This is a genomic window from Aliigemmobacter aestuarii (assembly GCF_004799285.1).
Taxonomy (GTDB): domain Bacteria; phylum Pseudomonadota; class Alphaproteobacteria; order Rhodobacterales; family Rhodobacteraceae; genus Aliigemmobacter; species Aliigemmobacter aestuarii.
Genome location: NZ_SSND01000001.1, coordinates 495614 through 521406, shown reverse-complemented (window position 1 = coordinate 521406; position 25793 = coordinate 495614). Strand labels below are relative to the sequence as shown.

General features: G+C 66.3%; 25 protein-coding genes. 6 read left to right on the top strand and 19 right to left on the bottom strand.

Annotated elements, in window-relative coordinates; genetic code table 11:
• Positions 1-4: 4 nt before the first annotated feature.
• The 15 genes from E7811_RS02420 to E7811_RS02350 all read right to left on the bottom strand — a co-directional run bounded on the left by E7811_RS02420 (position 5) and on the right by E7811_RS02350 (position 13204).
• A complete protein-coding gene (locus E7811_RS02420) occupies positions 5-685 on the bottom strand; it encodes a type 1 glutamine amidotransferase (protein ID WP_136392992.1) in 681 nt (226 codons plus the stop codon).
• An 87-nt stretch (positions 686-772) separates the two neighbouring features.
• Complete coding sequence (locus E7811_RS02415; RefSeq protein WP_136394196.1) at positions 773-2107, bottom strand: glutamine synthetase family protein; 1335 nt, start codon at positions 2105-2107, stop codon at positions 773-775.
• Positions 2108-2290: 183 nt separating this feature from the next.
• Entirely contained in the window at positions 2291-3118 is an 828-nt protein-coding gene (locus E7811_RS02410; protein ID WP_136394195.1) for an ABC transporter permease, read from the bottom strand.
• On the bottom strand, positions 3118-4002 hold the full coding sequence (locus E7811_RS02405) for an ABC transporter permease (protein WP_136392991.1): 885 nt from the start codon (positions 4000-4002) through the stop codon (positions 3118-3120). Before E7811_RS02405 ends, E7811_RS02410 begins: the two co-directional genes overlap by 1 nt.
• Positions 4003-4050: 48 nt before the next feature.
• Positions 4051-4773 (bottom strand): transporter substrate-binding domain-containing protein, encoded by a 723-nt coding sequence (locus E7811_RS02400; RefSeq protein WP_136392990.1) that lies wholly within the window; start codon positions 4771-4773, stop codon positions 4051-4053.
• Between the two features lie 103 nt (positions 4774-4876).
• Positions 4877-5710, bottom strand: a complete 834-nt coding sequence (locus E7811_RS02395) for an ABC transporter ATP-binding protein (protein ID WP_136392989.1) — start codon at positions 5708-5710, stop codon at positions 4877-4879.
• Between the two features lie 85 nt (positions 5711-5795).
• Positions 5796-6569 carry a phosphate/phosphite/phosphonate ABC transporter substrate-binding protein gene (locus E7811_RS02390; RefSeq protein ID WP_136392988.1) on the bottom strand — a complete coding sequence of 258 codons (774 nt, stop codon included), beginning with the start codon at positions 6567-6569 and terminating at the stop codon, positions 5796-5798.
• Positions 6566-7009 (bottom strand): tellurite resistance TerB family protein, encoded by a 444-nt coding sequence (locus E7811_RS02385; protein WP_136392987.1) that lies wholly within the window; start codon positions 7007-7009, stop codon positions 6566-6568. Before E7811_RS02385 ends, E7811_RS02390 begins: the two co-directional genes overlap by 4 nt.
• Positions 7009-7302, bottom strand: a complete 294-nt coding sequence (locus E7811_RS02380; RefSeq protein WP_136392986.1) for a DUF1330 domain-containing protein — start codon at positions 7300-7302, stop codon at positions 7009-7011. The genes E7811_RS02385 and E7811_RS02380 overlap by 1 nt, the downstream gene beginning before the upstream one ends.
• Positions 7303-7305: 3 nt before the next feature.
• On the bottom strand, positions 7306-8223 hold the full coding sequence (locus E7811_RS02375) for a PhzF family phenazine biosynthesis protein (protein ID WP_246020168.1): 918 nt from the start codon (positions 8221-8223) through the stop codon (positions 7306-7308).
• A gap of 13 nt (positions 8224-8236) precedes the next feature.
• On the bottom strand, positions 8237-9016 hold the full coding sequence (locus E7811_RS02370; protein ID WP_136392985.1) for a 23S rRNA (adenine(2030)-N(6))-methyltransferase RlmJ: 780 nt from the start codon (positions 9014-9016) through the stop codon (positions 8237-8239).
• A 121-nt stretch (positions 9017-9137) separates the two neighbouring features.
• Positions 9138-10103: a calcium-binding protein gene (locus E7811_RS02365; protein WP_136392984.1), complete on the bottom strand. Its 966-nt coding sequence runs from the start codon at positions 10101-10103 to the stop codon at positions 9138-9140.
• Between the two features lie 345 nt (positions 10104-10448).
• Positions 10449-12092 (bottom strand): CTP synthase, encoded by a 1644-nt coding sequence (locus E7811_RS02360; protein ID WP_136392983.1) that lies wholly within the window; start codon positions 12090-12092, stop codon positions 10449-10451.
• 176 nt (positions 12093-12268) lie between these two features.
• Complete coding sequence (gene secG / locus E7811_RS02355; RefSeq protein ID WP_136392982.1) at positions 12269-12727, bottom strand: preprotein translocase subunit SecG; 459 nt, start codon at positions 12725-12727, stop codon at positions 12269-12271.
• An 81-nt stretch (positions 12728-12808) separates the two neighbouring features.
• Positions 12809-13204, bottom strand: a complete 396-nt coding sequence (locus E7811_RS02350; protein WP_136392981.1) for a DUF6524 family protein — start codon at positions 13202-13204, stop codon at positions 12809-12811.
• Positions 13205-13387: 183 nt separating this feature from the next.
• On the opposite strand from E7811_RS02350, the gene E7811_RS02345 reads away from it, so the two are divergent.
• Both E7811_RS02345 and E7811_RS02340 read left to right on the top strand, forming a co-directional pair.
• On the top strand, positions 13388-14686 hold the full coding sequence (locus tag E7811_RS02345) for an adenylosuccinate synthase (RefSeq protein ID WP_136392980.1): 1299 nt from the start codon (positions 13388-13390) through the stop codon (positions 14684-14686).
• 4 nt (positions 14687-14690) lie between these two features.
• Positions 14691-14966 carry a DUF2842 domain-containing protein gene (locus E7811_RS02340; RefSeq protein WP_136392979.1) on the top strand — a complete coding sequence of 92 codons (276 nt, stop codon included), beginning with the start codon at positions 14691-14693 and terminating at the stop codon, positions 14964-14966.
• A 51-nt stretch (positions 14967-15017) separates the two neighbouring features.
• Here the strand turns inward: E7811_RS02340 and E7811_RS02335 are convergent, their stop codons facing one another.
• Positions 15018-17594, bottom strand: a complete 2577-nt coding sequence (locus E7811_RS02335) for a hypothetical protein (RefSeq protein ID WP_136392978.1) — start codon at positions 17592-17594, stop codon at positions 15018-15020.
• Between the two features lie 137 nt (positions 17595-17731).
• On the opposite strand from E7811_RS02335, the gene E7811_RS02330 reads away from it, so the two are divergent.
• Positions 17732-18400, top strand: a complete 669-nt coding sequence (locus E7811_RS02330) for a thiamine diphosphokinase (RefSeq protein WP_136392977.1) — start codon at positions 17732-17734, stop codon at positions 18398-18400.
• 12 nt (positions 18401-18412) lie between these two features.
• On the opposite strand, the gene E7811_RS02325 is transcribed toward E7811_RS02330, so the two are convergent.
• The gene (locus tag E7811_RS02325) at positions 18413-19372 is read right to left on the bottom strand and encodes a DMT family transporter (RefSeq protein WP_246020166.1); all 960 of its coding nucleotides are present in this window, start codon (positions 19370-19372) and stop codon (positions 18413-18415) included.
• A gap of 163 nt (positions 19373-19535) precedes the next feature.
• Between E7811_RS02325 and E7811_RS02320 the strand changes: the two genes are divergently transcribed.
• From E7811_RS02320 to E7811_RS02310, 3 genes are all read left to right on the top strand, one after another.
• Positions 19536-20939 (top strand): calcium-binding protein, encoded by a 1404-nt coding sequence (locus E7811_RS02320; RefSeq protein WP_168732904.1) that lies wholly within the window; start codon positions 19536-19538, stop codon positions 20937-20939.
• Positions 20940-21009: 70 nt separating this feature from the next.
• A complete protein-coding gene (locus E7811_RS02315; RefSeq protein ID WP_136392975.1) occupies positions 21010-22269 on the top strand; it encodes a calcium-binding protein in 1260 nt (419 codons plus the stop codon).
• Positions 22270-22388: 119 nt separating this feature from the next.
• Complete coding sequence (locus E7811_RS02310) at positions 22389-23540, top strand: calcium-binding protein (protein ID WP_136392974.1); 1152 nt, start codon at positions 22389-22391, stop codon at positions 23538-23540.
• A gap of 35 nt (positions 23541-23575) precedes the next feature.
• Here E7811_RS02310 and E7811_RS02305 read toward each other — a convergent pair whose 3' ends face one another.
• On the bottom strand, positions 23576-24949 hold the full coding sequence (locus E7811_RS02305; protein ID WP_136392973.1) for an L-serine ammonia-lyase: 1374 nt from the start codon (positions 24947-24949) through the stop codon (positions 23576-23578).
• A 130-nt stretch (positions 24950-25079) separates the two neighbouring features.
• Positions 25080-25766 (bottom strand): glutathione S-transferase family protein, encoded by a 687-nt coding sequence (locus E7811_RS02300; RefSeq protein ID WP_136392972.1) that lies wholly within the window; start codon positions 25764-25766, stop codon positions 25080-25082.
• Between the last annotated feature and the right edge of the window lie 27 nt (positions 25767-25793).

Genomic DNA, 25793 nt, shown 5'->3' with positions numbered 1-25793 from the left:
TTGCTCACCCTCGCGGGTGCTTGAAAAATTCGGCTATGCGACGCGCAATCATCTTGTCGTCAAGCGGCGTGCCAAGGCGCGCGCCCGCCTCGGCCATCAGGTCGTCGGGAACGACGCCCTTGCCCCTTGTCTTCATCAGCCCGTCGACGAATTCCGACCGGAATTCGGGATGGGCCTGCACCGTGAAGATGCGGTCGCCATAGACCAGCGCCGCGTTTTCACAGAAATCGTTGCAGCCAACGACCGTCGCCCCCTCGGGCACGCGCGTCACCTGATCGCGGTGCCAGGCGTTGAGCGTGACCGTCTCGCCTTCAAAGTCATAGCGGGTCGGGCCGACGGCCCAGCCCTTTTCGTAGCGTTCCACCTTGCCGCCAAGGGCCTGCGCGATGATCTGGTGGCCAAAGCAGATGCCCACCATCGGCACACCCTCGGCATAGGCGCGGCGGATGAAATCCTCGAGCGGCGGGATAAAGGGATGATCCTCGTAGGCGCCATGGCGCGAACCGGTCAGAAGCCAGCCGTCGCAGTCATGGACATCCTTGGGAAACTCCATGTCGACCACGCGATAGGGCACGAAGGTAAATCCGTGCCCGTCCAGCAGTCGGGCGAACATGTCGGGATAATCCCCCATCTCGGCGGCGAGTTGGTCGGGGGCGAGGCCGGTTTGCAGGATGCCGATCCGCATGCAGGGTCCGTGCGTTGTGTTTCGGTCAGGATACGCCCGTGCCCCCCGTTGCGACAAGGGGGGCAGGGCGGGAAGATCGGGCCACGGTCAGACCGTGTCGAGGTAAAGCTCGGTCCGTTCCTCGGGGCTCAGTTCGCTGATGTAATGCACTTCCTGCCGCTTGGTCAGGACGAGGTTGCGGATCAGCTCGGGCGAAAAGATCCGGGGCATGATGGCGCTGCCCTCGAAGGCGTCGATCGCGTCGCTCCAGTTGGCCGGGATCTGCGGCAGGTCCATCGCATAGGCATTGCCGGTGATGGGCGAGGGAGGTTCCAGTCCGTCCTCGATCCCGTTCAGCGCGCCGCCCAGGATGGCCGCCAGCATCAGGTAGGGGTTCACGTCGCCCCCCGCAACCCGGTGTTCGATGCGCCGGGCCGACGGGCTGCCCGCCGGGATGCGGATCGCGCTGGTGCGGTTCTCGTAGCCCCAGCAGATCGCCGTCGGCGCGTGCTTGCCCGGCACAAGCCGTTCATAGCTGTTGTCATGCGGCGCAAAAATCAGCGCGCTGTCATACATCGCATCAAGGCACCCGGCCACAGCGTTGCGCAGCAACGCAGTCCCCTTCGGCCCGCCGGAATCGAACACGTTGTCGCCGTTGCGGTCGATCAGCGAGAAATGCGTGTGCAGGCCCGAGCCGGAATATTCCAGATAGGGCTTGGCCATGAAACTGGCGGCAAACCCGTGCCGCCGGGCCAGACCCTTCACCAGCATCTTGAACAGCCAGGCATCGTCAGCGGCGCGCAGCGCGTCGTCGCAATGCATCAGGTTGACCTCGAACTGGCCAAGGCCGGTTTCGCTGGTTGTCGTGTCGGCGGGAATGTCCATCGCCTCGCAGGCGTCGTAAAGATCGGTGAAGAACACGTCGAAGGCATCGAGCGCCCGGATCGACAGGGTTTCCGCCGCCTTCCGACGCTTGCCCGACCGGGGCGAGGGCGGCACCTGCAGCGTCTTGCCGCTGTCGTCGATCAGGAAGAATTCCATCTCCATCGCGACGACCGGCGTCAGCCCGTGGGTCTTGAAACGTTCGACAATCGACCGCAGCGCATGGCGCGGATCGCCTTCATAGGGTTGCCCGTTTTCGCGGAACATCCAGATCGGCAAGAGCGCGGTCGGCGCTTCAAGCCAGGGCATCGGCATGAAGCCCCGTTCGGTCGGGCGCAGAACGCCGTCCTGGTCGCCCTGTTCGAAGACCAGGGGGCTTTCGTCGATATCCTCGCCCCAGATGTCGAGGTTGAGGACCGAGAACGGGAACCGCGTCCCGTTCTTGACCACATTCTCGGCAAAGCGCGCAGGCACCCTCTTGCCCCGCGCTTGTCCGTTCAGATCCGCCGCAGCCACACGGATCGTGCGCACATGCGGGTGCTTTCTCAGATAGTCCTTCATCATGATCGTTCTGGCAGAGGCATGACCGCCGCAGCCTGGCCCGGGCGGAATGGCCCCGGCGGCTGCGGTTCCGGATCATGCCCTTGATCCATCCCCTGTTTGATCCATGCGACCCGGGGCCGGACACATGTCTGCCGCAGCGGGTTCGGGCGACGGCCCGATAATTTGATCAAAAATAAGCTACTACCGGATCAACTGCGGACGCAAGCGAATTCTGCTGCGCGTGTTGGTCGGAAGATGGCGGTTCAGGCGGCGGTTCACCGCGCCGAACAGCCCGATCAGCAGAAGCGTCAGCAGGATGAAGTAGAAGGCGACGATGGGGTAGGGGACGAAGGGGTTGAACGTCTTGTCCGCGAAGTAGTTCGCGTAATAAAGCGCGTCGCCCCTTTGCTGGAACGCCGGGAAGCCCGAAAAGAACACCAGCGTCGTGGCGTGGAACAGGAAGATCGCCTCGTTCGTGTAGGACGGCCACGCAAGGCGCAGCATCGTCGGCCACTGGATGCGGCGGAATCGCGACCAGCCCGTGATGCCATAGGCATCGGCTGCCTCAAGATCGCCCTTCGGGATCGACCTGAGGGCACCATAGAAGATTTCGCCGGTATAGGCCGCCGTGTTCAGGAACAGAACGATCAGCGCGCCGGCCCAGGCCTTGGTCAGCCAGCTTGTCTGCACCGTCAGGCCAAGGATCTCGATCCCCGCGCGCGGCAGCAGAACCAACGCCTCGTAGGCCAGGAAGAACTGGATGAACAGCGGCGAGCCGCGGAAGACGAAGATGAACCATTCCGCCGGTTTGCGCAGCCAGGGATTGCGGTGCATCTTGCCCATGGCCAGCGCATTGGCGAAGACGAAGCCCAGAATCAGCGCCATCGCGCCGAAATAGACGTTCCAGATCAGGCCCGAGCCGATCAGGGTGAATTGCTGGCACAGCGTGAAATCGGACCGCGGCAACAGGTTTTCGCCGATGCCGATCGACCGGAACGCATAGCCCTGGATCGTTTCCCAGCAGGTCATCATCGCGCGCCTGCCTTTCGCAGCATTTCACCCGCAGCGGTGGCCTGGCCGTGGCTCAGCCGCGTCGTGATCCGGCTCAGGACGATCTCGGACACGCGGGTGAAGGCAAGGTAGAACACCAGCAGGAACAGGAAGTACCACAGCCGCCAGTCGGGGTGCGGATAGGCGAAGGCCTGCGTCTTGGTCCCGCCCAGTTCGCGCGCCCAATAGACGATGTCCTTGACGCCCAGAAGGAACAGAAGCGGCGTCGCCTTGATCAGGATCATCCACAGGTTCGACAGGCCGGGCAGGGCATAGACCCACATCTGCGGCACAAGGATGCGCCGGAACACCTGGCGCGGCGTCATGCCATAGCTTTCGGCGGTTTCAAGCTGCGCGCGCGGCACCGCCTGCATCGCCCCGTAAAGGACGTTCGCGGCAAAGGCGCCGAAGACGATGGCGAAGGTGATGATCGCCAGCCCGAAGTTGTAGGCCGAATGGATGATGGCCGGAGAGGAGGAATGAGGCACCTTCGCCTCGGGGCAGACCCGGAATTCCAGGCCCTGCCGGATCGGTTCCGACCAGTCGGGGCAGCGCACCTGATGCGTCAGCCATTCGATGCCCTGATCCAGCGCGATGACGAAGAACAGGAAATAGATGATGTCGGGCACGCCCCGCACCATCGCGATATAGCCCTTCCCCAGAAGGCCAAGCGGGGCGAAATGGCTGCGGGCCGCCATGGCGCCGCCGAAGCCGAACGCAAGCGCCACCGGCGCGGTGATCGCCAGCAGCAGAAGGACCGTTCCGAAGGACAGGTAGAAATCGATGTGCTTGCCTGTGGTCAGGTAGCACATCATCCACTGCAGGCCTTCGATGGCTTTGGGATCGGCGCAGAATTCGAACATCAGGGGGAAACCGGACGGGCAGGGGATACCCCCCGCCCGTCCATTGGATCAGAACTTCTTGGCTTCGGGGCCGAAGTGCTTTTCGATCGCCGCGTTCAGCGTGCCGTCGGCCTTCATCGATTCGATCGCCGCGTCGAACTTGGCGCGCAGCTCGTCGTCGCTGTCACGGAAGCCAAGGCCCACACCGCCGCCAAGCGCGACGTCGTCGCCCACGAACATCAGCTCGCCGTTCGACTGTTCCACGAAGGGACGCAGATAGTCCTTGTCGGCAAAGACCGCCACGGCCTCGCCATTGCGCACGGCGGCGATGGTTTCGTCGGGGGTGGGGAATTCCAGCAGCGTGGCGCCCGATTCCGCGATATAGGCCGCCTGGATGGTCGAGACCTGCGCCGAAACGACGCCGCCCGCGATGTCGGCATCGGCCGAGGCCGCGGCATAGGCCGAGGCGGCCGGCGGGAAGTAGTTTGCCGAGAAGTCGATGATCTCTTCGCGCTCTTCGGTGATCGACATGCCGGCGATGATCACGTCATAGTTGCCCGACTGCAGGTTCGGGATGATCGAATCCCATTCGTTGGTGACCCACTCGCAGGTCAGCCCGGCGCGCTTGCACATCTCGTCGCCCATCTCGCGCTCGAACCCGGCGACCTGGCCGGCATCGTCGATGAAGTTGAAGGGCGGGTAGGCGCCTTCGGTGCCAAGGCGCACGGTCTGGGCTGCGGCGATGCCACTCGAAAAAGCCACGAGTGCGGTTGCAAGAAGCAGTTTCTTCATGAGTCGTTTCTCCTGTTGGACGACTGGTTGATACCATCAGATTGGGCCGCGCCGGGGTACAGTGCAAGGGGCGGGGCGCTGCCATCGCCGCCCTTGCGATGGGTCAATGGGACGTGGCCGAAAGGAACCCGCGCAGCCGTTCGCTTTGCGGATTGCCGAACAGTTCGTTTGGCGGGCCTTCCTCTTCGATCTTCCCAAGGTGCAGGAAGATGACGTGGTCGGACACATCCGCCGCAAGCTTCATGTCATGGGTCACAAGGATCATGGTCCGGCCTTCGTCGGCCAGCGCCTTGATCACCTTGACGACCTCCTGTTCCAGTTCCGGGTCCAGCGCGCTGGTCGGTTCGTCGAACAAAAGCGCGCGCGGCTCCATGCACAGCGCGCGGGCGATGGCGGCGCGCTGCTGCTGGCCGCCGGAAAGCTGCGCGGGCCAGGCATCGGCCTTGTCTGCGATGCCGACCTTGGACAGGTATTCGCGGGCCTTGACCTCGACCTCCTTCGGGTCGCGCCGCAGCACGGTGAGCGGCGCCTCCATCACGTTCTGGAGGATGGTCATGTGGGACCACAGGTTGAACTGCTGGAACACCATCGACAGGTTGGTGCGGATGCGGATCACCTGCGCCCGGTCGGCCGGATGGCGGTTGAGCCCCTCGCCCTTCCAGTGGACGGATTCGCCCTCGAACCGGATGTCGCCCTGCTGGCTGTCCTCCAGCAGGTTGCAGCACCGCAGCAGCGTGGATTTCCCGGATCCGGACGACCCGATGAGCGACACGACATGACCGCGACGGGCGGTCAGGTCGACCCCTTTGAGCACTTCCAGTTGGCCGTAACTCTTGTGCAGGTCACGGATTTCGATCACCGGCGTTTCGGTGTCCGGCGCTGCGATTGTCTTCTTGGCGGTCACGGTGTCTCGCTGTTCTTCTTTGGTGGCCGTCATTCCCCTTGGCGGGGAAGTAGGGCCGAAAATCTGGCCTGATGCAACGGAGAATCTGCCGGTTTGCAGCCGGAACCCGGCATTTTGCTCAGTCCGATCGCGCAAACTGGTCAGGTGCCAGAGGATTGGGCACCGCCAGATAATCCGCCGGGGAAAGGCGCACAAGCCCCCTGATCCGCAGTGTCGCGCGGTCGCTTTCCGACAGCGCGTCGATGGCCCGCGCGACACATCCGGCAATCAGGTCGGCATCCTGCGCGGGCCCGGTGATCAGCGGCAGGCCGGGGGTGGGATCGGTCCGGCCCACGACCTTCAGCAGGGCGGCCAGCGCGGGATCGAACCGCTGGATCAGCGCCCATGTCACCGCATCCAGAGCGGCGATGTCGGCTCGTCCCTCGGCCACGGCCTGTGCCGATGCCCGATGCGCCCCGGTCGCCGGTCCGGGCGGCAGCCGGATGCCGATCCGCGCGGCATGGGTCTGGGGCGCGGCCCAGCCCGATTGCGAAAGCGCCTCGTTATAGGCCAGTGGGGCGCCGTCGAAGTCCGCCGCATCGCCCCGGCCGTCCCCGGCGCGGGCCACAAGGATGCTGCGGTAATGGCCCGGCGGGCAGCCTTCGACCCCGTAATCGGGTGTTCCGACCAGCCGCACCTGGCCGTGAAGCCGCGCCCGGAACGGATAGCCGCAGGTCTGCGACAGGATCAGGTCGGGCGATTTCCAGGCAGGCCAATAGGCCCCTTCGCCCCGCGTCAGCCGATCCGGCGCGTCGATGCCCTTGGCCCTCAGCCCGTCGCGGATCAGCGCCCACAGACGGTCGTTCGCGGGCTGGCATTCGGCCCGGTCATACATGGCCAGAGATGCGATCACTCCGCCCCCCGGGCCGCCCTTTGCCGGGCCAGCGCGTTTTCGGGATCGGTCAGGCCCAGAAGCCGGGCAACCATCCGCAACAGCTGTTCCTCCTCGGAGGCGCGGTCGCCATCGGCCAGCGCGACCGACCACAGCGCCTGCATCAGCGCCGTGCGCTCCTCGATCGGGACCGCCTCTTTCAGCGCGCGGGTGAAGCGGACGGTGTCGGGCGCCTCGGATTCCAGCGTCTCGGCCTCGACCCGCAGCTTTGCCGCCTCGAAGGGCGACAGGCCATAGCGCTGCATCAGCACGCGGTCGATCCGGTCGACCTCGGGTTCGGAATAATGGTGATCGGCCCGCGCGACCCGGACCAGAAGCGCCGTCAGCGCCAGCCGCGCCTCGGTTTCCGGCAGGGGGGCGGGCGAGGGGGCCAGTAGCCCGCGCAGGAATTTCTCGAACATCAGCCGTCCCAGCCTTCGACGATGATCATGTCCACCTCGGACACCGGCAGCCTGAGCGCCATGGCGCGCCGGTATTCGGGCGAGTTGTAGCAGGCCACCGCCTGATCGTAGCTGTCGAACTCGATCACCACGGCGCGCGGCTTGGCCTGGCCTTCGGTCACGTCCTGACGGCCGCCCCGCACCAGAAATCGCGCGCCATATTTGGCGAAGGCTTCGGCATTGGCCTGGCGGTAGGCCTCGTAGGCCACCGGATCATGGACCAGCCCATGCGCAACCCAGTATCCCTTCGGCATGTCTCACTCCTCTGCTGGCGGGCGGATGCGCCCCTCTGCGATCGGCACCGCCGATCCCGCGATGCGCACCGCCTCGATTCCGTCGCGCCCCATGTCCACGGTCAGCCGCAGTTGGCTGGGCCGGCCCATTTCGGCCCCCTGGAGCAGGGTAAAGCGGCTGGTGCCCGCGGGAAGAACCCGCGCCGCGCGCAATTGCGCCGCAAGGATCGCGGTCGCCGACCCCGTGGCCGGGTCCTCGGGGATGCCCGCGGTGGGCGAGAACATCCGCGCGCGGAAATCCGTGCCCGTCCCGGCGGTATAAAGATAGGCGCTGTCCACCCCGGCGGCCTCCATCAGCGCCGACCAGTGCGGCTCGATCGGGCGGGCGCGGGCGAGCGTCGCCGCATCGGCTACCGGCACATACAGAAACGCAGGCCCCCCCTGCCACAGCCCCGGCCGGTGCGGGCCGAAGCCCAGATCGGCAGGCCCAAGGTCCAGCGCGGCGGCGATCAGCGCCTCGTCGGCGCGGCCCGGCGCGGCATGGGGCACCACGGGGGCGGTGAATTCCGCCATCACCCGGCCACCCTCGCGGCTGACACGCACCGGAACCAGCCCCGCCTCTTCCTCAAGCACGAGGTCGGCGGTGAAATCGCCCGGGCCCCGCGCCATCGTCGCCAAGAGGATCGCGCAGCCGATGGTCGGATGCCCGGCGAAGGGGATCTCGGCCGTGGGAAAGAAGATTCGCACCCGCGCCGTGTGGGCCGGGTCGGCGGGCGCCATGACGAAGATCGTCTCGGACAGGTTGAACTCGCGCGCGATCCGCTGCATCTGCGCGGTCGACAAGCCGTCGGCCCCCAGCACCACGGCCAGGGGATTGCCCGCATAGGGCGTGTCGGTGAACACGTCGAGCGTGCGGAAATCCAGCATCAGGCCTTGCCCCATCCCCACGGCCCCCTCACGCCCCGGCGCCGAACAGGCGCCCTACCTCGGCCGCGGCCTCGGCCATGCCCCAGGGCGGGTTGATGACAAAAAGGCCCGAACCGATCATCCGGTGCCCTTCGCGCACGGGGGGAAAGCCCACCTCATGACGCAGTGCGCCGGGGTGGTCGCGTTCCAGCGCGGCCAGCATCGGGCGATGCGCGCCGCTGGACAGGATCGGATACCACAGCATCAGGATGCCCACGTTCCACTTGCGGTGGATCGCGGCCAGGTGCTTTGGGATCGCGGCGTAATCCTCCTTCACCTCATAGGACGGGTCGATCAGCAACACCCCCCGGCGCGGCGTGGGCGGCGTGATCGCCAGCGCCGTCTGGAAGCCGTCGGCCTTGTAGAGATGCGCCTCCCATCCCTCCATCGCGGCCTTCAGCGCGGCGTGTTCCTGCGGGTGCAGTTCGGCCAGGTGGATCGTGTCGGTTTCCCGCAGCGACAGCGCCGCGATCAGGGGCGAGCCGGGATAGGCCTGCGGACCGTGCATCACCCGCACCTCGTCAAGCCGCTGGCGGTAGGGATGGCCCGCGGTCAGCCGTTCGGCCAGCCGCCCCACGCCCTCGGCCGCCTCGCCGGTCCTGACCGCCTCGGGCGCCGACAGGTCGTAAAGCCCCCGGCCCGCATGGGTTTCGATGTAGCTGAGGGGCTTGTCCTTCTGCGTCAGGTAATCCAGCACCCAGGCCAGAAGCGCATGCTTCTGCACATCGGCCGGATTCCCCGCGTGATAGAGATGTTGGTAGGACAGCATGGCGCGAGGGTAGGGGGGATGTCAGGGGCGGGCAAGGGGGGATGGTGATCTGTTGCCGGACGCACGCCGCCCCCCTCCCCATCCCTCCCCACAAGGGGGAGGGGGAACATTACTTCTGCTCTCAGACCACGTCGTCGTAGTAGGAGAAGTGCCGCAGCCCGAGGTTCAGGCCCCGTCCGAAATCCAGGATCAATGTTGCTCCGTTGGCAATGTCTGCGGAAAGGTTGCTCACCACTGACAGTGTCCCTTCCTGTCGGTCGACGACGATAAACTGTTCAACCGGATCAAAGCCGGTTGCTGCTTCGGGCATATCGTCAAAAACCACCTTGCCCTCAAATGCCTCTGAAACCGAGATACGGTCGTCGCTGAGATTGAAGTCGGCAACATTGCCGACATGGCGCAGCGAAAACTGATCCAAGTCTTCCAACCTTAGCGTATCACGCCCAGTGCCGAGTCGGATCGTGTCTGGTCTCACCACCGAGAAAGCCGATGCACCAATAACGATTGTGTCCCGACCACTGCCACCAAAAAGCATCTCACCATGTGCCACATCCCCTTGGATGGTATCGTTCCCGTCACCGCCGTCCAGCCGGGCTCCATCCGAACCTTGGGCGAAACGCACCGTTATCTGGTCGTTTCCGCCCCCGCCGCGCAGGATCAGGTTTGTCACAGCCTGGAAGTTTGAACCAAGTTCAAGCGTGTCGTTGCCGCGTCCTCCGGAAACCGTCAGGGCCGTTGCACGCCCCAAACCGTTGTTGAAAACTGAAATCAGGTCGCGCCCGTTCGTGCCTGTGATCGTGAAGGACGACGGGCTTGTGGAGGAAAGGTCAAGGTCGATCGCATAACCTTGGGCTTCAACACTGTTCAACCCTGCGCCGCCGGTCGACAGATTGACCCGGCTCAGGCTGCCTCCGAGGTTCACGTTGTAGACGATGGTGTCAAAGCCGGTTCCGCCATTGAAAACTGTACCTTCAAGACTTGGAACCAATCGCCCGCCGACAAACGACACCCCCACGCCGGCCAGCGTGTCGTTTCCGGCGCCCCCATTGAACTTGCTTCTTGCCGATGCGGAATAGAACTGGAACATGTCATCGCCGCCAAGGCCGAAGTAGCTTGCGCCAACCCTACTTGTGGCAGAGATGAAATCGTTAAACTGCGTACCGCGCATGATGTGATAGTGCTCCTAAAGGCTGTTGCCGGGGCACAGTATCAGAGATCAAGCAATTGAATACGGGTTTGTCGGGGGCGATATCCCGGCTCGGCCAGTGATTTGCACCGTATCGTCACGTTTCTGCACATTGTGGTCATGCTTGGTGCCTGACCTCCTGCAATGCGCATCGGGGTACGCGGCGGGCGCTGCGTGGTTTTTGCTGAAAGTCTCCGCGAAAGCAAGACAGGTCCGACTGTGGTTCGGTCGCCGTTTCGAGGTACCTCACACCAGCCGTGACGTCTCCACCGCCGCGCGGACGAAATCGGCGAAGAGGGGGTGGGGGGCGAAGGGTTTGGATTTCAGTTCCGGGTGGAACTGGACGCCGATGAACCAGGGGTGGTCCTTGACCTCGACGATCTCGGGCAGGCGGCCGTCGGGGCTCATGCCGGAAAACACCAGCCCGCAGGATTGCAGCTTGTCGCGGTATTTCACGTCCACCTCATAGCGGTGGCGGTGGCGTTCCTCGATCTGCGTCGCGCCATAGACCTCGGCCACCTTCGAGCCGGGCGTGAGCGCGGCGGTATAGGCCCCCAGCCGCATCGTGCCGCCCTTGTCGTCGCCGACCCGGCGTTCGACGCGGTGGTTGCCCTGCACCCATTCCTTCAGGTGGTAGACGACCGGGGTGAAGCGCCGGGCGCCGGCCTCGTGATCGAATTCCTCCGACCCGGCATCGGCGACACCGGCGAGGTTGCGGGCCGCCTCGATCACCGCCATCTGCATGCCAAGGCAGATGCCCAGATAGGGGATGCCCTTTTCGCGGGCGAATTGCGCGGCCTTGATCTTGCCCTCGGTGCCCCGTTCGCCGAAGCCGCCGGGCACGAGGATGGCGTGGAAGCCTTCCAGCCAGGGCGCCGGGTCCTCGCGTTCGAAGATCTCGCTGTCGATCCATTCCGCGCGGACCTTCACGCGATTGGCCATGCCGCCGTGGGTCAGCGCCTCGGCGATGGACTTGTAGGCGTCCTCAAGCTGGGTGTACTTGCCCACGATCGCCACGCGCACCTCGCCCTCGGCGTTCTCCAGCCGGTCCATCACGTCTTCCCAGCGGGCCATGTTCGGGCGCGGGGCAGGGGCGATGCCGAAGGCGTCCAGCACCGCCTGGTCAAGCCCGGCGTGATGATAGGCCAGCGGCGCCTGATAGATCGTCTTAAGGTCATAGGCGGGGATCACCGCTTCTTTCCGGACGTTGCAGAACAGCGCGATCTTCTCGCGCTCCTTTTCCGGGATCGGGTGTTCGGACCGGCAGACCAGCACATCGGGCGCGAGGCCGATGGATTGCAGTTCCTTCACCGAATGCTGGGTGGGTTTCGTTTTCAGCTCGCCCGAGGCCGACAGGTAGGGCAGCAGCGTCAGGTGCATCAGGATCGACTGGCCGCGCGGCCGTTCATGGATGAACTGGCGGATCGCCTCGAAGAAGGGCAGGCCCTCGATGTCGCCCACGGTGCCGCCGATCTCGCACAGCATGAAATCGACCTCGGATTCGCCGATGCGCAGGAAATCCTTGATCTCGTTCGTCACGTGCGGGATCACCTGGATCGTCTTGCCCAGGTAGTCGCCGCGCCGCTCCTTCTCCAGCACGTTCATGTAGATCCGGCCCGACGAGATGGAATCGGTCTTGCGCGCGGGCACGCCGGTGAAGCGTTCGTAGTGGCCAAGGTCCAGGTCCGTCTCGGCGCCGTCATCGGTCACGAAGACCTCGCCATGTTCGAAGGGCGACATCGTGCCGGGATCGACGTTCAGATAGGGGTCGAGCTTGCGCAACCGCACCGAATAGCCCCGCGCCTGCAACAGCGCCCCGAGCGCCGCCGAGGCCAGGCCCTTGCCAAGGGACGAAACCACGCCGCCGGTGATGAAAATGAAGCGTGCCATGTGGCCTCCCGTGAAATCGTTCGGTTGCGATTCGGCTGCAAGGAATCACAGCATCACGGGAGTCGACCTATAGCCGAACCCAAGGGCCCGCGCAACCGGACCGCAAGATGATGGTGGATTATGCCGGCTGCCGACAAAAGGTTGTGGTTTTCGGGCCGGATGGCCCGAGGTCGGGCTTAGTTGCCAGCAGCAGGAGCCGGAGCCGGGGCGGGCGCGCTGCCTTCCGCCGGGGCGGCGGGGGCGGGCGCGGGTTCTGCAGGGGCGGGCGCGGCCGGTTCCTCGACGCGCGGGGGCGTCAGCGGCGCGGTCGGGTCCGACGGCGGCAGCAGGTCGGTGCCAAGCGAGGGTGCGACCGGCGCCGTGGCCGGGGCGGGCGCCTCGCCGCCGATCTGGTCCACGACCGAGGAGCCTGCGGAATTCTTCGCGGCGATGATCGTCAGCGTGATCGAGGTGATGATGAAGGCGATCGCAAAGACCCAGGTCAGCTTGGTCAGCGCATTGGCTGCGCTGCGCCCAGAGATAGCGCCGCCACCGCCGCCCATGCCAAGCCCGCCGCCTTCCGAGCGTTGCAGAAGCACGACGCCGATCAGAAGCAGGGCGAGGATCAGATGGATGGTGAGGATGACGTTTTCCATGGGGCCTTCCGGATGCTGACGCGCCTATCTAGGCGGAAGGGCGGGGGCGCGCAAGGGTGAAGGGGCGCGGGGTGATACGCGTCAGCCCTCGATTTCGTCCACGCTGGCCTGGCCCGACAGTTTCTGCCGCAAGATCGACCAGGACAGGCCGATTCCGAGGATCAGCGACAGCGCAAGGATCGCCAGCCACAGGTTCAGGCTGCGGTTGGCCAGCGTCATAAGGCCCCAGTCATGCAGCACCCAGAGCCCCGCGCCGAAGATCGCGCCCACGAGGATGATCCCGAACGCCCCGATCGACCGCAGGGTCGCCACCCCATAGACCATGTAGCCCACGCCAAGGATCAGCCCCAGAAAGACCGCCAGCGCCATCTGGTCCGAGAAATTCGCCTGCACCCAGCGGACATAGTTCCAGTCCGTTGGGTTGAAGGTGGCCGTCAGCAATGCAAAGGCCCCGATCCAGCGCAGCAGTATCCCCATGATCCGGCCCCCCCTTACCCGTTCCGTCACCCGTTCCGGCCCGCGCACCCTGCCGCGCCCGGCCCGGACTGGTCAAGGGATCGATACGCCGGGACCGCGCCGCGTCGATTTTGCTGTTTCCTGTCGGGGACGCGTTCTTTATAGGGGCAGCGGTTTCACCTGACGCGGGAAGGATCTCCGATTATGGCCAACGTGGTTGTCGTGGGCGCCCAATGGGGCGACGAGGGCAAGGGCAAGATCGTCGACTGGCTGTCGGAACGCGCCGATGTGATCGCGCGCTTTCAGGGCGGCCACAACGCGGGCCACACGCTGGTGATCAACGGCAAGGTCTACAAGCTGAACGCGCTGCCTTCGGGCGTGGTGCGCGGCGGCAAGCTTTCGGTCATCGGCAACGGTGTGGTTCTCGATCCCTGGCATCTGGTGGACGAGATTGCCAAGATCCGCGAGCAGGGCGTCGAGATCAGCCCCGAAACGCTGATGATCGCGGAAAACACGCCGCTGATCATGCCCTATCACGGCGAGCTGGACCGCGCGCGCGAGGCGCAGGCGACGGGATCGAAGGCCAAGATCGGCACCACCGGTCGCGGCATCGGCCCGGCCTATGAAGACAAGGTCGGCCGCCGGGTGATCCGGGTGGCGGATTTGGCGGATCAGGCCACGCTGGAACTGCGGGTCGATCGGGCGCTTGTGCATCACAACGCGTTGCGCGCGGGCCTCGGGCTGGAACCGATCGACCGTGACGCCACCATCGCGCGCCTTAACGAGATCGCGCCGCAGATCCTGCCCTATGCCGCCCCGGTCTGGAAGGTGATGAACGAGATGCGCCGCGCGGGCAAACGCATCCTGTTCGAAGGCGCGCAGGGTTCGCTTCTGGATATCGACTTCGGCACCTATCCCTATGTCACCTCCTCGAACGTGATCGCCGGTCAGGCGGCGACGGGCGTGGGCCTTGGCCCCAATGCCATCGACTTCGTCCTGGGTATCGTCAAGGCCTACACGACCCGCGTCGGCGAAGGCCCGTTCCCGACCGAACTTCAGGACGACACCGGCGAACGCCTGGGCAGCCGCGGGCGCGAGTTCGGCACCGTGACCGGGCGCAAGCGCCGTTGCGGCTGGTTCGACGCCGCGCTGGTGCGCCAGACTTGCGCCATTTCCGGCATCAACGGCATCGCGCTGACCAAGCTGGACGTGCTGGACGGGTTCGATGTGCTGAAAATCTGCGTGGGCTATGACCTTGACGGCAAGCGGCTGGATTACCTTCCGATCGCCGCCGATCAGCAGGCGCGTTGTGTGCCGGTCTACGAGGAAATCGAAGGCTGGCATGAATCGACCGAAGGCGCGCGGTCCTGGGCCGATCTGCCGGGTGCGGCAATCAAATATGTGCGCCGGATCGAAGAGCTGATCCAGTGCCCCGTCGCGATGCTTTCCACCAGCCCGGAACGCGACGACACGATCCTTGTCACCGATCCCTTCGCGGACTGATCCGATGGCCCTGCGCTACAAGACCCGCAAGCGGCTGTCGCTCCTGATCCTGGTCGTGGGGCTGCCGCTTTATGTTGTGGCGGCGGTGACGCTGGTGAACTGGGCCGACCGGACCTTCGGCCGGCTGCCGATCTGGGCCGAGTTCCTTGTCTATGTGGTTCTGGGCTTCCTTTGGGCGATGCCCTTCCGGGCAATCTTTCGCGGCGTGGGCCAGCCCGACCCCGAGGCCGTGACCCGCGCCGAAAAGGAAAAGGCGGAAGGGCCGGGCCCCTCCGCCTGATCGGTGGGGAGGGTGGCAGCCCTCGACCCACGGGTTCGGACGCGGCTTCGGTCAGCCGGTGAGCTTCTTTGCCTCGGACAGAAGGTGCGACAGGTCCGTCAGCGCATATTGGCCACGCTTGACGCGCTGGATCTTGCCCGCACGCAGCAGGTTGCCGAAGCTGCGCAGGCTGTCCTCGCGTGACGGGATCTCAACGCTCTGGATCGCGTTCACCTGGCGGATGATCTGCGGCCGGGTGAAATGCGGGCGGCCCTCGACGGTCGCGGTATAGGCCGCTGCGGCCTCCAGCAGTTCCGAAAGGCTTTCGGCGCCCAGGCGGTCGGCGAATTCCGCGAAACCGGCGTTGTCGACAAAGATGTTGGCGTCATCGCCGGCGATGTCGTCGTCCTCGTCGTCAAAATCGTCGGCCACCGCCGCCGCCGCGCCACCGGCGACGATACGGCGCGGACGGATCGGCCCGACGGAGGCGGGGGCTGGCACCGGAGACGCTACAGGCGACGCCACAGGGGACGCTTGCGCCGGGGCCGCGCCGTCCGAGGCGCGGCGGTCCACGCGCTGTTCGGACACCAGGACAAGCGGCGTCGGCCGATCGGTCGCCCCGACCGTGCGTGTCCCCTCGCCGGGCGCCGGGCGGACGATGCGCGACAGGTCGCTCTTGTAGGGGTCGATGCGATCGTTGTCCGAGGATTTCGCCTCGCCCGCGACCTTGCGTTCGGCCACCGTCGCTGCGACCGCCGCCTTGAGATGGGCAATCGCCGACAAACGGCGGCGGTTTTCCGGCCCATGCATCTCGCTGTCGGTCTTGGCGATCAGCCGGGTCACGGCATCCTCGCCGGAACTGCGTTCCAGCGTGCGCCGTCCCGGACGGGTCGGCAGCACCGGGCGCGCGGGGCGGACAGAGCCGGACGCCGGGGGCGCCTCGGCCTCATCCTCGAGCGCGGACAGTTCGCGCATCAGATCGGCTTCGGCTTCGGGCGACAGTCGGCCGTCAGCCGGATCGGCGCCGGCGGCTTCGGTTGGCCAGTCCTCGGCCTGCGTTTCCTCGGCCTGCGTTTCCTCGGCCTGCGTGTCTTTGGCCTGCGTGTCTTTGGCCTGCGTGTCCTCGTTGGCAGCGACCGGCGGTTCGGCGGTGTCCTGCGGCGCGGTTCGACCTTCGGCAGGGGTCACACGGCGCACCTTGATCACCCGCGCGCGGGCACGTTCGATCTTTGCGGCGACCGGCGCGGCTTCGCTGTCTGCAGCGTCGGCATCCGTGTCGGCCTCGACGGCTTCCGCAGCCTGCACTTCGGGCGCTGCGGCGTCCTGCGCTGCGGGTTCGATGACCGGATCATCCTCGTCGTCGAATCCGGTGGACGGGTCCTCGGCTTCCTCGGCCCAGATGTCACGACCCCCGGCGGCATCCCCCGCCGCGTCCCCGGCCGCATCGCCGTCCACATCTTCGGCCACATCTTCGCCCAGTTCTTCCAGCCGGTCTTCGGCAACGGCCGCCGCAAGCGGGGCCTCCGGTTCGGCGATGTCCGCCCCGACCGGATCGGCCTGCGGCTTCAGGTCGTCCAGGATGGCAAGATCTTCGTCGTCATCCGCCTCGCCCATCAAAGGCGACGCGGTGGCCTCCGGTTCGGCGGGGGTCTCAAGCTGCGCGAGGATCGACGACAGGTCGTCTTCTTCGTATGTCACGGCCTCGGCTTCCGCGGACGGCGCCGAAAGCTCTTGCAGGTCATCGGCGATGGCATCCTCGACCGCCTCGGCATAATCCTCGGGCAGGATGTCGTTCAGGTCGCCCGTGGAAAGATCGTCGGCGCGCGCCTCGGTTTCGGGCAGCAGGTCTTCGGCCACTTCATCGGCAACCGTTTCCGGCGTCGTGTCGGCTACCTCTTCGGAGAGGGACGACAGCACATCGGCCACCTCGTCGCCTGCGGCGAACCCGGCGTGCTGATCCTCGGAATATTCGTCATCGGAAGGAAGCGTTGCGGCTGCGGGCGCCTCGGCAACCGGAGCGTCCTCCAAAGCGGGTGCAGCCACAGGGGCCGCGACCGACGCGGCGATGGTCGTCGCCGTCCCAGCCTGTCCAGTCTGGGCTGCTGCCTGGGCGGCACGGATGCGGGCAAGCTTGGCCGCCACGCTTTCCGAAATCTCGGCCTGATCGTGCAGCACGGGGGCTGCGGCCGGGGCAGGTTGCGGTTCGCGGGCGGGGATATGGACGACAGGCCGCGACGCTTCCGCCACCGGCTCTGCTGCCGGGGCTTCCGCGACAGGCTCGGCGGTGGGGGCTTCGGGCGAAGCGGCCGCTTTGGCCTCACCGACATCTGCGACCGCATCGGCAACCGCCGCCGGGGACGCCAGAGGCGCCTGCGCCGGGACAGAGGCATCCGCCTCGCCCGCCCGCAGGATCACCCCGTTTTCCTGGATCTTCGCCTCGACCCGGCGCTGGATTTCGCGTTCGGCGATCCGGTGCAGCATGGCCGCGTCGGGTTGCGGCGGCTCGGCACCGAAATAGCGATCTTCGGCTGCGAGGTCGCGGAAGTACTCGGCAATCGCCTTCATCGTGTTGAAAGGGTCGTCGAACCCCTCCAACGTGCAGGAGAAGGTGCCGTAGGACACCGTGAGGATTTTACTCGCGCCCACCATCGGATGCTCGCCTTCTACAAAGTCACCGACCCAATCTACGTCGCTGGCGTTCGATTCCGTGGACAGATAGGGGTAATTTGAAGGATTGATTATGGCCCCGACCCGCCAACCTTGCCTTAATTGAGAACAGTATCCGCATGAATCAACCGATTGTCGAATCTTTGCAGGGCGTCACGCTTGTCGCGGGTGGCCCGGTCCGGCGCCGGGATCTGGCGCTGGCGATGCGGCTCGCGCCCGTTGCCGTGGCGGCGGATGGCGGCGCCGCGCATCTGCTGCGCGCGGGCATCCCGCCCGTTGCCGTGATCGGCGACATGGACTCTCTCTCCGACGACATGCGCCGCGCGCTTCCGGCGGGCGTGATCCATCCCGTCGCCGAACAGGAAACCACGGATTTCGACAAGGCGTTGCGGCATGTGGCGGCGCCCTTCGTTCTGGCGCTCGGGGTGCTTGGCGGACGGCTTGATCACGAACTGGCCGTCCTTAGCGCGCTTGTCCAGCGCGGCGCCGGGCCGCCCTGCATCCTGCTGGGTGAACGCGACGCCGTCTTTGCCGCGCCGCGCGACCTGACATTGCGGCTTGCTCCCGGCGACCGGCTGTCGCTGTTCCCCCTGACCCGGATCGAGGGGCGGTCCGAGGGCCTGCGCTGGCCGATCGACGGGCTGACCCTGGCCCCCGACGGCCGCATCGGCACCTCGAACGAGGCGATCGCACGCCGGGTGCGGCTGGAATTCGACGGGCCGGGGATGGTGGTGATCCTGCCGCGCAAGCGGCTCAGGTCGGTGCTTGCGGCATTGGTCGGGCCCTAGGCAGCGCCGCCGTCAGAAGGTGGCGTCCGTCATCGACTGGGTGGCGCGCCGCTTGCGTGCGGCCACCTGTTCGCGCCAGATCACATAAAGCCCCGATCCGACGATGATCGCGATCCCGACCCAGGTCAGCGGATTTGGGAAGTCGCTGAAGATCAGATAGCCCAGGATCACCGCCACCGGAATCTCGAAATAATGCAGCGGCGCGACGGTCGAGGCCGGGGCGAACTTCAGCGCATAGGTCATGCACATGTGGCTGACCCCGGCCCAGAACCCTACGCCGAACAGCCACAGCCAGACGATGCCCTGCGGCATCACCGGGTCGAGCTCGGCAATCCCCGATCCATCCGCCAGCGCGATCACCGGGGCGCAAAGCAGCACGCCGGCGAGCGACGTGTGCAGCTGCATCGTCACCGGATGGATTCCCTTCGACATCGCCCGCGTCACCAGCATGTAGGCGGCGAACAGGAAGGCCGTCCCCAGCGGATACAGAACCACCAGCCCGAAATTGGCGAAGGCCGGCTGGATCACCAGCATCGCCCCGCCGAACCCCACGACCGAGGCCGCGATCCGCCGCGGCCCCACCTCGTCGCCGAACAGGATCTTGCCGATGAACAGAAGGATGAAAGGTTCGACAAAGACGATGGCCAGCGCGTCGGCAATCGGCATCACCGCGATCCCCGCGATGAAGCAATAAGTCGACAGGACCAGAAGCACCGCGCGCAGGAACAGCATCCCCGCCATGCCGCGCCCGATCCGCCACGACAGGCCCATCACCAGCGCGACCGGGATCATCAGGAGGCCCTGGAAGAAGAACCGCGCAAGCGTGACCTGGCCCACGGGGATCGTGTCGGCCGACAGTTTCGCCGCCACGTCCAGCAGCGGCGCCAGCACGCAGAAGGCAAGCATCAGCAGCACCCCCGCGACGGGGCGGTCGCCATAAGGAATGGCAGAGATCGGTGCGGCGTTTCCCATGCCGCCAGTCCTAGCGGCTGCCCGGAACGGCGTCCATCGCGAAAGCGGCACGCGGGGCCTCTCTGCACCAGACTTGCCACAGGCCCGGTAGGCAGGCATCTTCTTTGCCATCAGGCCCGGCATGCGACGCCGCGGCGAAAATCATTTTCCGGAGACACCCGCCATGGCATTGCGCGTACCCTATACGGATATCGAAAGCGGCCTGGATGACGCCATCCAGCTTTCCCCGATCGACGAGGGGGCGATCGTGATGACCGGGATTGTCGTCGAATCCCTTTTCCGCAACGGGATTGCGGGCGAGGGATCGGGATACGAGGTCATCGTGGAGGGCACGGTGCGCGGGTCTTCCAGCGGGATCGTCCTCGGTTCGGAATTCGCGGCGGACAATACGCTGACGGTCCATGCGGGCGGCGCGGTTTCGGGTTTCAACCTGGGCGCGGCCGTGCTGGGAAACCGGGCCAGGATCGACAACGCCGGGGCGATCTTCGGACCGAACTACGCGGTCGGCTTTTTCATCGATGCGCCGGACGAGAAGGCGGTTTTGGTCAACAGCGGCCGCATCGTCGGCGGTGTCGCGGGCGTCACGGTCCTGTCGTCCCCCGCCGGGACGATGGAGATCGTCAACAGCGGCCTGATCCTGGGCGAGGTCGTCTCTTACGCGCCCTTCGACGCGGGCTCCACCGTGCGCGAAATCATCACGAACAGCGGTCGCATGGTGGGCGATGTCTTCACCCGCGCCGGGGATGACAGGCTGGACAACGCGCGCGGGACGATCGTGGGCACCGTCGACCTCGGCGCCGGAAACGATACCTATGCGCCGGGTGCCGCGCGGGATGTGGCGATCGGCGGGGACGGGCGCGACCTTCTGGATTTTTCCGCCTCGACCGGCGTCCGGGTGTTTCTGGACGGCTCGGGCACCAACACCGGGGCGGCGGGTTCGGACAGCCTGACCGGGTTCGAGGATATCCTTGGTTCGGCAGCCGGGGCAGACCAGTTGCGCGGGACGGGCGACGCGAACGCCATCGCAGGCTTCGGCGGCAACGATACGCTGGAAGGGATGGCGGGCAACGACACGCTGACCGGCGGGGCGGGGAACGATTCCCTTGATGGCGGAACCGGTAACGACCTGCTGGCAGGCGGCGCGGGGCTTGACGTCCTGCTGGCCAGTGCGGGGGCGGACGTTCTGCGCGGCAATGGCGGGGCGGACCGGCTGACCGGCGGGGCCGGGCGGGATACGCTGACGGGTGGCGCGGGGGCGGATGATTTCATCTACCTCGCCCGCGTGCAGGGCGGCGACACGATCACCGATTTCGGCCGGGGGAACGACGACATCCACATCAAGGCCAGCGCCTTTGGCGGCGGGCTGCGAGCCGGGGCGCTTGACCCCGACCAATTCGTCGCCCGCGCGAGCAACCGGGCGCTCGATGCCGATGACCGCTTCATCTTCCGCACCACCGACAAGACGCTGTGGTTCGACGCGAACGGCAGCGCGGCGGGCGGGCTTTTGCTGGTGGCCGACCTTCAGGCCAGCGCCACGCTGACTGCGGGCGACATCGTGCTGATCTGATCGCGGTGGGGTGCCATGAACAATCGCGTGCCGGGCACGTCCGGCACGCCCTGAAACAAAGGGAACGGCCATGCTTTACATCACGGGCTACAGGTCTGCCCTTGTCGACCTGAACGCGGACAACAGCGTCCTTGTCACGCGCACGGGGGTCGTCGGGGCGACCGGGCCTGTGGCGATCTCGGGCACCACGCCGGGAAACTACGTCTATACGGCCGGGATCGTCCACGCCGTGCGCGCGGTCGTGATCTCGACCGGGGCGACCAACTTCTCCAACACCGTGGTGCAGGTGTCCGACACCGGGATGCTGAACGGTGTCTTCTCGGGGCTGGAAATAACCGGGCGGAATGCCCGCGTGTTCAACGCGGGTGAAATCCTGGGCGGTCTGACCGGCGTCAGCTTCGCGGGAACCGGCACCGGATCCTACAGCAGCTTCACCAATCACGGCACGGTCTATTCCGCCGATGGAAGCGCCATCCTTCGCGGCAGCGGTTCGACCACGGAAACCCTGCGCATCCGCAACACCGGCCTGATCGAGGGCGAAAGGGCGGCTCTTTCAGATAACGACGCCGTCGCGACCGAGATCGTGATCAACCGGGGGCTGATCGTGGGCGACCTGCGGTTCGGGCGTGGCGCGGACATCTTCGAGGGCCGCAGCGGAACCGTGGACGGGCTGATCGACCTTGGTGCAGATGCCGACATCGCCCGACCGGGCCGCGAGGCCGAAACGATCCAGGGCGGCAGCGGGGCCGATATCCTTGATTTCTTCAACGGAGCCGCCGTCGTCGTGGACCTCAGCAACGGAACCGATGGCACGGGCCGCGCTGCAGGCGACGTCTATCTGGGGTTCGAGACGGTCCACGGATCGCGCGGCGGCGCAGACCGGATCACGGGCGACGCGCTGGCGAACACGTTGCGCGGCTTCGGGCTGGCCGACACGATTTCGGGCGGAAACGGCAACGACCGCATCGACGGCGGCGGCGGGGCGGACCTTCTGTCCGGGGGCGGGGGCAACGACGCCTTCATCTATGCCTCCAGCGCCGAAGGCGGCGACCGGATCACCGATTTCGCGTATGTCGCGGGCAACAACGACATCTTCCTCATCAGCGCCAGCGGCTTCGGGGCAGGGCTTGCCCCCGGTGCCTTGTCAGCGGGCCGGTTCCGCGCGCGCGACGACAACCGCGCGCAGGATGCCGACGACCGTTTCGTCTTTCGTACCACCGACAAGACGCTGTGGTTCGACAGGGACGGCAACGGCGCCGCCGCGCCGGTGCTGATCGCCGATCTCCAGCCCGGGGCGACACTGACGGCGAACGATATCCTTCTGGTCTGAGGCGGCGCCACCATCGGCGGCACCGGCACCGGCACCGGCACGGGCCAATTACTTTGGCCGCGGGATGTGGTATGTCATGCGGAAAGTTGACCAGTTGACCCACCAAAGGGGTATGTACGATGGCCTTGATCGAGGGAACGAACCGTTCGGAACTGCTCATCGGCACGGACGAGGGCGACGACATCTTTCTTTACGGCGGCAATGACACGGTTCGGGGCCTTGGCGGCAACGACGGTCTGTGGAGCAGCAGCGGCAACGATCTGTTCATCGGGGGCGAGGGCCGCGACAGGATCGACTACCGGAACGATCCGGCCGGGATCCTGTTCGATTTCCGCACGGGACAGGCCATCGACGGCTGGGGCAACACCGACCGGTTCCAGACCGTCGAACGCGTGGTGGGCAGCCGGTTCGATGACCGGCTTTTCGGCAACGGCGCCGACAACAGCTTTTCCGGCGAGCGTGGCGATGACCTGATCAACGGCGGCGGCGGCGAGGATTTCATCTGGTTCGGCCGGACGGCGAATGCCGTTGTCGTCGATCTGGGCAATGGCACGGCCCGGGGCGAAGGCAATGACACGCTGGTCAGCATCGAACACATGGGTGGATCGAACTTTGCCGACCGGCTGACCGGAAGCGACAGCGACAACTGGATCAGCCCCGACCAGTTCGGCGACATCTACACGCCGAACTATCGCCGGGGCGGGGCCGATACGGTGGATGGCGGGGGCGGGTTCGACACCGTCAGCTACTGGAATTCGCTGGCGGCGGTGACGGTCAACCTCGCGCTTGGAACCGGCCGGGACGGCGCGGGCAACACCGACAGGCTGCGCAATGTCGAGGCGGTCGAGGGTTCAACCTTCAACGACCGCCTGACCGGCGACACCCGCGGCAACCTTTTGGCTGGCATCGAGGGGCGCGACCGGCTGATCGGCGGCAGGGGACGGGACACGCTGGAAGGGGGCGAGGGCAACGACCGCTTCGTCTTCCTCGAACGGACGGATACCGGCAACGTCATCACGGACTTCGCCACCGGTGACCGGATCGAGATCGGCGTGGCGGGTTTCGGCGGCGGGCTCGTGCGCGGCGCCCTTGCTGCCGAGTCGTTTGCGGCAAGGGCTTTTGCCGGGGATGCCGACGACCGCTTTCTTTACCGTCAGTCCGACGGCAAACTGTGGTTCGATGTCAACGGCAACGCGACGGGCGGGCGCACGCTGATCGTCGATCTGGCCGATGGCACGGCACTGACCGCCGCCGACTTCGTGCTGATCTGAGGATGCCCCCGGCACGCCCGGGGGCGCTTCCATGTTCAGCAGTTCGGCACGTTCACCGCCAGCCCGCCAAGCGAGGTTTCCTTGTATTTCTCGTGCATGTCGTGGCCGGTCTGGCGCATCGTCTCGATGCAGGCGTCAAGGCTGACCAGATGCTTGCCGTCGCCTCGCATCGACAGCGAGGCGGCGGATACCGCCTTGATCGCACCCAGGCCGTTGCGTTCGATGCAGGGCACCTGCACAAGCCCCTTCACCGGGTCGCATGTCATGCCCAGGTGATGCTCAAGCGCGATCTCGGCGGCGTTTTCCACCTGTTCGGGCGTGCCGCCCAAAACAGCGCAAAGCCCCGCCGCCGCCATCGCGCTGGCCGATCCCACCTCGGCCTGGCAACCGCATTCCGCCCCCGAGATCGAGGCATTGTGCTTGCACAGGCCCCCGATGGCCGCGGCGGTCAGCAGGAAATCCCCGATACGCGAGGGATGCGCCCCGGGCACATGGTCCAGCCAGTAGCGCAGCACCGCCGGCACCACGCCCGCGGCCCCGTTGGTGGGCGCGGTCACGACCTGTCCGCCGGCCGCGTTTTCCTCGTTCACCGCCATCGCATAGACGCTCATCCAGTCGTTGATCGTGTGCGGCGCGGTCAGGTTCAGCCCGCGTTCGGCGATCAGCTGGTCATGGATGCCCTTGGCGCGACGGCGCACCTTCAGCCCGCCGGGCAGGATGCCTTCGCCCTTCATGCCCCGGTCGATACAGTCGTTCATCACCTGCCAGATCCGCGCGATGCCGCTGTCAAGCTCGGCGGCTGACCGGAAGCAGAGTTCGTTCGCACGTTTCATCTGCGCGATCGACAGGCCCGACTCCGCCGCCATGCGCAGCATCTCGGCCCCGGATTCGAACGGATGGGGGCAGCTGGCACGGGTCTTTGCCGCCTCGCCCATGGCCAGTTCGGACTCAGTCAGCACGAAGCCGCCGCCGATCGAATAATAGGTTTCCTGAAGGATCACGTCGCCCTGCGCGTCGGTCGCCTTCAGGATCATCCCGTTCGCGTGGCCCGGCAGGTTCGGGCCATAGTCGAACAGCAGGTCCGAGGACGGATCGAAGGCCAGCGGCGGCAGACCATCGACCTCGATCCGCTTCGTCTCGCGGATACGGGTCAGCGCAGCATCGGCCTTTGCGGCGTCATAGCTGTCGGGGCGGAAACCGGCCAGCCCGAGGATCGTCGCCCGGTCCGTGGCATGGCCCACGCCGGTGAAGGCGAGCGAGCCGTGCAGGCTGGCCTTCAGCCCGGCGAACTGGAAGGGGCTGGCGCGCAGCTTGTTGAGGAACCGCGCCCCGGCCACCATGGGCCCCATCGTGTGGCTGGACGACGGGCCGACGCCCACCTTGAAGATGTCAAAGACGGAAAGGAACATTGGGCGGCCATCCGGGTGCTGTTCTGCGCCCGCCCAAGATGCGCCAGCGGCCCCCGCAGGCAAGGCTGAAAACCGACATGCGCCGATGAAATGCGCCATTCCCGGTGCCTGCCAGGCCAGCCACGCGGGTCTAAAGCGCCGCTCCCTCGGGCGGTGAGGGCGGCGCCGGTCGGGTAAAGGGCCGGGGTGTCATCCCTTCGGCGACGCAAAGGGCCGTGACGCAGGGCCGTTTCTCAAGCTCCGTCGCCAGCCGCCCCAGTGCCGGAAAATCCTCGGGGTGGAACCAGTCGCAGTCATCCGGGGGGTAAAGCTGCGACCAGCGCATCATGGCCGCCACATAGATCGACAGGATCGAGGGCGGGTCGAACAGCGCGGGCGCCGCCGCCGCCGCCTGATCGAGGATCCCGAAGCTGCGGATCATCCGCGCCCGTGCCAGCGCCGCATGGCCTGCCCGCCCTTCATCGGTCACGTACAGATGGGGGTAGAAGACCTGACGCAGGTCGGCATGCGCGGTGTTGGCCATGAAGAACAGCCACTTCAAGGCCCGGGCCCGGTCTGGCGCATCCACCGCCGGGAACAGCCCGCCGCCGTGGCGATCGGCCAGCCACACGAGGATCGCGCCGGTCTCGCTGATCGGGCCGTCGGGCGTTTCCAGCGTCGGGATCAGCCCGGCGGGGTTCAGCGCCCGGTAGGCCGGGCTGTCCTGCGCCCGCACGCGCCGGTCGACCAGTGCGGTGCGGTAGGGCAGGCGCAACTCGTCCAGCGCGAGCCGGATGATCAGCGAGGCATTGTCGGGGGCGTAATGAAGGACATACATCGGCGGGGGCTCCTTTGCCGACCACTG